Source organism: Sphingomonas sp. SRS2 (assembly GCF_000971055.1).
GTDB lineage: Bacteria > Pseudomonadota > Alphaproteobacteria > Sphingomonadales > Sphingomonadaceae > Rhizorhabdus.
Genome location: NZ_LARW01000089.1, coordinates 1 through 1,677 on the forward strand (window position 1 = coordinate 1; position 1,677 = coordinate 1,677).

Here is a 1,677-nt window from a genome sequence, read left to right on the forward strand (position 1 = left end):
ACCCAAATGGTGCGAGCGGAAAGGCCCCGGTCAGGCAGCAAGCCGCCCAAAATCGATCCGGCTATTCAGATCGAGGTCGAAGCGGCCATAAGGATTGACGTGGCTGTAAATCAGCGGTGTGAGGCCGCGATAATCATCCGGCGTCATCCGGCCCGTCCATTTCGGTTCCACCAGCACGCTCTGAAGCATTCGGGTGTTCACATAGACAAGCGACGCTTGCAGCAAATGTAGCGCCAGGACCGAGAGCTGCTGCTCATCGATGCGGTTAGTGGCGATCTCGCCGCCCTTGCCGAAGAAAACGAACCCATTGGCACTGTTCCAGTTTTCAACGACATTCAGGCCTTCATGAATTTCGCGGCGGAAGGACTCCTCGCGCAGATACCGGCACAGGAAGATCGTCTTGACCGCGCGGCCCAGCTCACTCAACGCCTTGTAGGTCGGGTGCATCACCTCGGAGCGGCTAAACCGGCGCAGGATCGCCTCCGGGTCGGCGGTTTTTGTCTGCATCGCGGCTGCATATTTGACCATCTCGTCATATTGCTGCTCGATCTCATCCCAGTTGATCGGACTGGAGAGGATCGGCTGCAAGTGGGGAAGCCGCGTTCGCATGCCGACATCGGGAAGAGCCAGCTTCTGGCGAGCGATCGCTTTCAGGCGGGGTGCAAGCTCAAATCCGAGAAGCCGGCAAAATGCAAAGCCAACCGCGCTTTGGCCATGACTATCAACATATTGTCGCTGGATTTCCATGTCGGTGCAATGGCGCAGCACGCCCTCGATCATGGAGGCGACCTCGGAGGAAGAGCAGCGCTTGAGCTGGGAATAGACGCATGTCGCGCGTCGTTCGACATGCCAGTAGATCATGACGCCCCGTCCACCATAACGCGCATGCCATTCCGTCATCAGGTTGCGATCCCAGGCTCCGAACTTTGTGGAATCTGACGCACAGGCCGTGCCGGCGTCCCCCCAGACTGCAGCATTGCGGATTGCCAGGGTCGCATTCGCAACCCTGGCACACGCCTCCTTGAGCGCCGCGGCATGAACGAAGCGGCGATGGACATGCAGCAGCTCTTCATAGCTGACATCGGGGGTGGCGCCGGCGATCCGCTTGAGCCCGGCATTCGTTCCCAGGCCGTAGAGGCATAGCAGGAGACGTTGATCCAGCGCGGTTTTCGGCAGTGCAACACGCGAGGCCGATGTTTCGAACGCTTCGAGAAGTCCCGTATCAAGGGCAGCCTCCTTCAGTACGTCGAGCAGCCCGGTCATCGGCCAGCGTTGGCCGATCTCGGTCTTGATCGAGGCGAGACCCCTGGGTTCGGGCAAGGGTTTGAACGGGGTGAGAGATATACGGTTCTCGCCGCGCCACAGCAGCCGAACCTTGTCGTTCCGGGGAATATTGGCATTGAGGAGCAACAGTTCCTGAGCAAGCTCTTCCCGGATGGCGCTTGAAAATGCACGCGCATCCGCCGTCAGGTTCAATCCTGTGTAATATGCTTCTCGCCGCGCATCGAAGTCCTTGGGAAGATCGTCATCGGGATTGCGGTATCGGTCCGCCCCGACAACCCAGATTTCCTTAGAACGGATGCGATCGCGCAGTTGCGCGAGGACACAAAGCTCATAACTGATCCGGTTTACGCGCCCCTCTTCATCAATGACGGAACTGCGCCATCTCGCCGGAAT

At 59.0% G+C, this 1,677-nt stretch carries 1 protein-coding gene; it reads right to left on the minus strand.

Features of this window, described 5'->3' with window-relative positions:
- Positions 1-30: 30 nt before the first annotated feature.
- Positions 31-1,677, minus strand: a 1,647-nt coding sequence (locus tag WP12_RS11800; RefSeq protein ID WP_152663964.1) for a Tn3 family transposase, incomplete at its 5' end; no start/stop codon positions are given.